Origin of the sequence: Mesorhizobium sp. M7A.F.Ca.AU.001.01.1.1 (assembly GCF_004022735.1) — a bacterium.
In the GTDB taxonomy this organism is placed as follows: domain Bacteria; phylum Pseudomonadota; class Alphaproteobacteria; order Rhizobiales; family Rhizobiaceae; genus Mesorhizobium; species Mesorhizobium ciceri.
Map to the genome: position 1 here is coordinate 1 of NZ_RZPF01000359.1, position 6,414 is coordinate 6,414.

A 6,414-nucleotide genomic window follows, 5' to 3' on the forward strand; every position below is an offset into this window, starting at 1 on the left:
GAATACATGCCCGGCGCGAAATGCCGACCGCGTCCGAGCAGGCACTTCTCCCGCGTCGCCGTCAGCATGATCGCCACCGGGTCGGTGCGCGGAAAATGCTCGGTGCCGCAATTCGGGCAATGCCGCTTGTAGCCGCCGGCCCGCATCTGCGATTCCGTGCCGCATTTGCTGCAGAAGCGATGGCTGGCATGCCAGGCGAGCAAAGCCGCCCCTTGCGCCATCGCGCCGGCCGCCGCCTCGTCGATCAGCCCTTGCATGTAGACCGAGCGGTAGTCGATGGCCTTGACTGTTTCCGGAAGCTGTTCGGGTTCGACGCCGGCGGGCACGGCCAGCACCGGTCCTCGTTCGGAAAAGCCGAGCAGGATGCCTTGCGCCAGGGAAACCTTGAAGGGCTCGCTCTCGGTCGCACCGAACCAGGGATCGAGAGCGCCGCCATCGCCGAGCTTCAGATAGAGCCGGCCGCCATGCATCAGAAGCAGCCGCGTCGCCGGATCGGCCAGCGCTTTGTCGACCGAATCGTCGGCGCGGTTCTCGGACTGCCGGTCGATCGTGTTGCCGGCGAAGCCGACGAACTGGCTCGGCTCGCGCAAAGGCGCGTCAAACAGGCGGAAGCTCATGGGGACTCTGGAATATGTTGAGGGATGGACACGGGGAACGCTTATAGCGCCGCCTTGATCGTTTCGGCAAACCGTCGCAAGTCGGAACGCTGATAGGGCTCTCGCAGGCCATGTCCCCACACAGGACCTGGCCAGCCGGGATCGCCTTCCGAACGCGCGATGACATGGATGTGCAACTGGCGCACGATGTTGCCGAGCGCGCCGGTGTTGATCTTGGTGCAGCCGGTCGCTTTCTTCAGCGCCTGCGCCACCATATTGGTCTCGAAGGTCAGCATCGCCTGGTCGAGCGGCGTCATGTCGTGGATTTCCTCCGCGCCGGGGCGCTGCGGCACCAGCAGCAACCAGGGCCAGCGGCGGTCGTTCATCACCCGCAGCTCGCACAGCCCAAGCCACATCAACTGCTCGCTGTCCGCCTCCAGCCGTGCGTCCAGCGTGAATCCGGCCTTCAGGCCCGGCAGCATCGGCGTTTCCCTTGCTTTTCTTGTTTTCCTCAAACGCAGGAACGCTAGAGCGGCGGCAGGGGGGCTGCAAGCGAATCATTGCGCCCCTCACGCTTTGGTGCGCCAATTCCATATTTTTGCGATTTCTGCGGCGCACTTGCATTTCGTCGCGCAATTGCCGATATGGAAAGCGGGAGGTTGGTGGTGGACGATCCACTCGCCAACCGGGTCAGGTCCGGAAGGAAGCAGCCCTAACGAGCCCGGAACGGGTCATTGTTCCAGCCTCCCACCTCATCGGCCCCTCTCGCGACATTGACGACGCATTGCAGCGCGGGCGAGACTATGCGCAGGAATCGGCCGCCTTCGGGCGCGGCCATTTGGAGCTTTACGGGCGTATGAGCGAAGCCGGAAATTCGGGACCAAAAAGCCTGGAGATAGGCAAGGCCGCCGCCTATCGCGTGCTGGCACGCAAGTACCGTCCTTCGAACTTCTCCGAGCTGGTCGGCCAGGAGCCGATGGTGCGCACCCTCACCAACGCCTTTGCCACCGGCCGTATCGCCCAGGCCTGGATGCTGACCGGCGTGCGCGGCGTCGGCAAGACCACGACGGCGCGCATCCTCGCGCGCGCCCTGAACTATAAAACCGCTGATATCGACCAGCCGTCGGTCGACCTTGCCGTCCTCGGCGAACATTGCCAGGCGATCATGGAAGGCCGCCATGTCGACGTCATCGAGATGGACGCCGCCTCGCACACCGGCATCGACGACATCAGGGATATCATCGAGCGCGTGCGCTACGCGCCGGTCTCGGCCCGCTACAAGGTCTACATCATCGACGAAGTGCACATGCTGTCGACGCAGGCCTTCAACGGCCTTCTGAAGACGCTGGAAGAGCCGCCGCCGCACGTCAAATTCATCTTTGCCACCACCGAGATCCGCAAGGTCCCGATCACCGTCCTGTCGCGCTGCCAGCGCTTCGACCTGAGGCGCATCGACGCCGGCGCGCTGGTCGGGCATCTCGCTTCGATCTCGGCCAAGGAAGGCATTTCGGTCGACGACGATGCGCTGGCGATGATCGCGCGCGCCGCCGAGGGCTCGGCTCGTGATTCGCTCTCCATCCTCGACCAGGCGATCGCCCATGGCGCCGGCTCTGTCGGCGCCGATGCCGTTCGGGCGATGCTGGGGCTTGCCGACCGCGCCCGCATCGTCGACCTGTTCGAACATGTGATGAAAGGCGATATCGCGGCAGCCCTTGGCGAATTCCGTGCGCAATACGATACCGGCGCCGATCCGGCCGCCGTGCTGACCGACCTTGCCGAATTCAACCACCTCGTCACCCGGCTGCGTTTCGTGCCGACGGCCATCGAGGATGCCTCGCTATCCGAGGACGAGCGGCAGCGCGGCGCCGATTTCGCCAGGACGCTGTCGGTCAGGGTGCTGTCGCGGACGTGGCAGATGCTGCTCAAGGGCATTCCAGAGGTGCAGTCCTCCAACCGGCCGGTCAGTGCCGCCGAAATGGTGCTGATCCGGCTGGCGCATGCCGCCGACCTGCCGACGCTGGACGAGGCGTTGAGATCGCTTGAAGGCGCCGCGCCGGCGCAGAATGGCGCGCTGCGCCCAAATGGGGCGCCTGCAGGGGGAGGCAACGGCGCCAGCGCGGTGGCGCAGACGCGCATGCCGTCTGGCCCGGGCGGCGCGCAGACCATGCGGCTGGTCGAAGCCTCGCCTGCGCCCGTTCCCTACGTCGCTCCGCCGGAGCCGGTCACGGAGGCGCAATCGGCGCCGCTGAAATCGCTGGCCGACATCATTGCCCTGGCAGACGCGCAGCGCGACATCGCCTTCAAGGTGCTGGTCAAAAGCTGCATCCGGTTTGTACGCATCGAGCCCGGCCGCATCGACGTTGGCCTGACCAGCGATGCGCCCAAGATGCTGCTCAACGACCTGACGACGAAATTGCGCGCCTGGACCGGTCGCAGCTGGCTTGTCTCGCTGTCGAAGGAAGAGGGCGGCCAGACGCTCGCCGAAATGGAATCGGCCAAACGCGAGACGGCTTTTCTCGATGCCAAGAGCGACCCGACAGTGGCCGCCATCCTGGCGCGCTTTCCCGGTGCCAAGATCATCGACGTGCGCATTCCGGACGCGCCGGAAGCCGAAACGGCAGAGGCCGAAGTGCCGGTCGAGCCGCCGGCTGACGACGATGAACCCTGATCCAGCCACGAATCCGCAAAGGACCCGACCATGAAAGATCTTCTCGGCCTGATGGGCAAGGCGAAGGAAATGCAGGCCAAGTTCCAGGCCATGCAGGACGAGATCGCCACGCTGGAAGCGTCCGGCCAGGCCGGCGGCGGCCTGGTCAATGTGACGCTGACCGGAAAATTCGAGATGAAGTCGTTGAAGATCGATCCGTCTCTGTTCAAGGAAGACGATGTCGAGATCCTGGAAGACCTGGTGCTGGCCGCTCACAACGACGCCAAGACCAAGGTCGAGCAGATCATGCAGGAAAAGACCAAGGCGCTGACCGCGGGCCTGCCGATCCCGCCGGGAATGAAACTGCCCTTCTAGCCTTCGGTGCGGCCATGGCCGAAGAGCCGTCCGAAAGACTGATCGAGCAGCGTATCCGCAACAGGATCTACGAGATCCTGGAAATCCTGGCCGATTGTGACGACGGCGTCGATCTCGTCGGCATCAAGGGTTATTTCTATCTGTTCGAGGATTTCCTCCATCGCCCATCGATCGAAGCCGGCACATCCGCGCTTTCGAAGGACGAGCGCGCGATCGTGCTGGAGATCGCCGAATTCCTCGAGGCGGCAAGCGAGACAAATCCGGACTTCACCAAGGCTGAGTTCATAGACAGCGACTGGCCGGGAAAGATCGCGCCGACGGCCAGGGAGGCGCGGACGCTGTTCCTCCGGCGCGGCCTGTTTTCGGAGAAGGTCGAGGAGCTTGAGCCTGGCCAGCCGGCCGCGATAGCGGCCGGGCGGTAGATCGCTTCAGGAAAAATCGCGTGGTGCTTTCCCTTGGGGCAATTGCGGCGAAACAAAGAGAGAGCGGTCATCGCTTTTGTGAAATGACGGCTCGATCTATCTGGAAAGCCACGAAATTGTGCCAATTTGGCAACAGTACGTTGTTAATAACGTTTTGGCCATCATTTTGCCCGAAAGTGTCTCATTCTTGCCGCAGCCTGGGGGCGGGCACGAAGTGAGAGGGTTACCTGTTGATTTCCACGCGATGGAAGACGCCGCTGTTGCTCGGCGCCGTCATTTCACCCCTGTTTTTGGCTGCCTGCAGCCAGACCACTTCACACGGCATGTCCGTCGCCAGCCTGACCGACGCCATCACGCCAGGTTTCCTGAGTTCAGGGGCCTACAGCCACACGCCGAAGGACAAGGAATGCCTGGAACGGGCGATGTTCTTCGAGTCCAACCGCTCGAGCCGCGACGGCATGATCGCGGTCGGCACGGTGGTGATGAACCGGCTGCGCTCCGGCAATCATGGCAGCACCATCTGCCAAGTGGTGGGCGAGCCCGGGCAGTTCGCGCCTGGTGTCATGACAAGGCCGATGAATTCACGCGCAATGCCCGATGTCGAGGAAGCCGCCGACGCGGTGCTGAAGGGCGAGCGCAAGTCCAAGCTCAAGAACACCATGTTCTTCCACACAGCCGGCCTCCGCTTCCCCTACAAGAACATGCACTACACCATGGTTGCCGGCGGCAATGCCTTCTACGAGAAGCGCGGCCGCAACTGGCAGCCGCTGCCGGATGAGCCGCAGGTCGCTATTGCCTCGGCGGCGCCCGACAAGTCAGCCGCGCCGGTGACGATGGTCGCGTCCGCCGAGCCGGTGCGTCCAGCCAGGACGGCAACCGTTCGATCCGCTCCCGCCCAGCAGACCTATGTGACCGCCGCCGCCGCGCCGGCCGCGAAATCCGCGCGTGTCTCGCAAGAGCCGACGGTGGTGGCGATGCAGGAGCCGATGGAAGAGCCGGATGCCGCGCGTTTTGGCGGAAGCTTGAACACAAGGGTCATCTCGTCGGTTCAAGACGCGCCGCAAGAGGCGTCGATGGGGTTCCAGTCGACGCCTGAGAACACAGACGCCATTGGCGCGATGATTGTCAGCCAGGGCCGGCCGCTCGAGACCAACTGATCTGCGCCCCGCGGTCCGCCAAGGCCCAATATGGCGGTCATGCGGATGCAGATGTTCCAAAGCGCTCTGAAAAATCCTGGAGCGGTTCACCGTTTCGCGGAAACGGTGAACCGCTCCAGCTTTTCGTTTTGACGCAATTCCGGACGGAAAACCGCTTCGCACTTTTCCTGGAATTGCTCTAGATCAGAGCGATGTCGAAGCGAATCGCCGGTCCCGAGATCGAACGTCTGATCCAGCTCCTGGCCAAGGTGCCGGGGCTGGGACCCCGTTCGGCCAGGCGTGCCGCCCTTCATCTGATCAAGAAGAAAGAGCAGCTTTTGTCGCCCCTTGCCGCCGCCATGGCCGAGGCGGCCGACAAGGTGCGCATCTGCTCGACCTGCGGCAATGTCGATACATCGGACCCTTGCATGATCTGCACCGATCCGCGCCGTGATGCCGGCACCATCATCGTCGTCGAGGACGTCTCCGACCTGTGGGCGCTGGAGCGCGCGGCGGCGATGAATGTGCGCTACCACGTGCTCGGCGGCACGCTGTCGCCGCTCGACGGCATCGGCCCCGAGCAGCTCAACATGCGCTCGCTGGTTGATCGCGTCGCCGGCGGCGAGGTCAAGGAGATCATCCTCGCCGTCAATGCGACGGTCGAGGGCCAGACGACCGCGCATTACCTCACCGACCAGTTGTCCGGCTTCGACATCAAGGTGACGCGCCTTGCGCATGGCGTGCCGGTCGGCGGCGAACTCGACTATCTCGACGAGGGCACGCTGGCCGCGGCGCTGCGTTCGCGGACGGCGTTTTGACAAAGTTGCGGCAGAGGATGCGGAGCATGATTTTTGCGTGTCCACCAAGGCTGGTGCCAAGCACCCCCCTCGGCAGGACAGAGGGGGGTGCGAAGGAACGCAAACCTCTCAGATTGGCTCTGTTTTCCTTTTTTGCAGTTCTTCTCTCGGTCTTTTCCACCCCCGCCTCCGCCGCAAAGATCGACGACCAGTTCCGCGCCTGGCTGCAGAACGACCTCTGGCCGCAGGCCAAGGCGAAAGGCATTTCCAAAACCACCTTTGATGCCGCCTTCGACGGCATCAAGCCCAATCTGAAGCTGCCGGACCTGGTCAAGCCGGGCGAGAAGGCGGCCACGCCCCAGAAGCAGCACCAGGCCGAATTCGGCTCACCCGGCGCCTATTTCGCCGAGAAGACGGTTCGCGCGGTGACGGCGGGCGCGC

Annotated in this window: 7 protein-coding genes, 1 other RNA gene and 1 pseudogene; 7 read left to right on the plus strand and 2 right to left on the minus strand. The window is 63.8% G+C overall.

What is annotated here, in order from left to right:
- The coding region (locus EN884_RS21020; RefSeq protein ID WP_128360716.1) for an NADH pyrophosphatase zinc ribbon domain-containing protein at positions 1-617 on the minus strand (617 nt) is incomplete at its 3' end.
- Between the two features lie 41 nt (positions 618-658).
- On the minus strand, positions 659-1,078 hold the full coding sequence (locus EN884_RS21025; RefSeq protein ID WP_013527933.1) for an HIT family protein: 420 nt from the start codon (positions 1,076-1,078) through the stop codon (positions 659-661).
- A gap of 172 nt (positions 1,079-1,250) precedes the next feature.
- Here EN884_RS21025 and ffs point away from each other — a divergent pair.
- The 7 genes and pseudogenes from ffs to EN884_RS21060 all read left to right on the plus strand — a co-directional run.
- Positions 1,251-1,347: signal recognition particle sRNA small type (gene ffs / locus EN884_RS21030), an RNA gene on the plus strand.
- 105 nt (positions 1,348-1,452) lie between these two features.
- Positions 1,453-3,264: a DNA polymerase III subunit gamma/tau gene (locus tag EN884_RS21035; protein ID WP_063169978.1), complete on the plus strand. Its 1,812-nt coding sequence runs from the start codon at positions 1,453-1,455 to the stop codon at positions 3,262-3,264.
- Between the two features lie 30 nt (positions 3,265-3,294).
- Entirely contained in the window at positions 3,295-3,618 is a 324-nt protein-coding gene (locus EN884_RS21040) for a YbaB/EbfC family nucleoid-associated protein (RefSeq protein ID WP_013527931.1), read from the plus strand.
- Positions 3,619-3,632: 14 nt separating this feature from the next.
- The gene (locus tag EN884_RS21045; RefSeq protein ID WP_013527930.1) at positions 3,633-4,040 is read left to right on the plus strand and encodes a hypothetical protein; all 408 of its coding nucleotides are present in this window, start codon (positions 3,633-3,635) and stop codon (positions 4,038-4,040) included.
- A 230-nt stretch (positions 4,041-4,270) separates the two neighbouring features.
- Positions 4,271-5,197: a cell wall hydrolase gene (locus tag EN884_RS21050; RefSeq protein WP_013527929.1), complete on the plus strand. Its 927-nt coding sequence runs from the start codon at positions 4,271-4,273 to the stop codon at positions 5,195-5,197.
- Between the two features lie 191 nt (positions 5,198-5,388).
- Entirely contained in the window at positions 5,389-5,994 is a 606-nt protein-coding gene (recR, locus tag EN884_RS21055; protein WP_013527928.1) for a recombination mediator RecR, read from the plus strand.
- A gap of 26 nt (positions 5,995-6,020) precedes the next feature.
- Positions 6,021-6,414 (plus strand): annotated as a pseudogene (locus EN884_RS21060) (lytic murein transglycosylase); the annotation flags it as partial.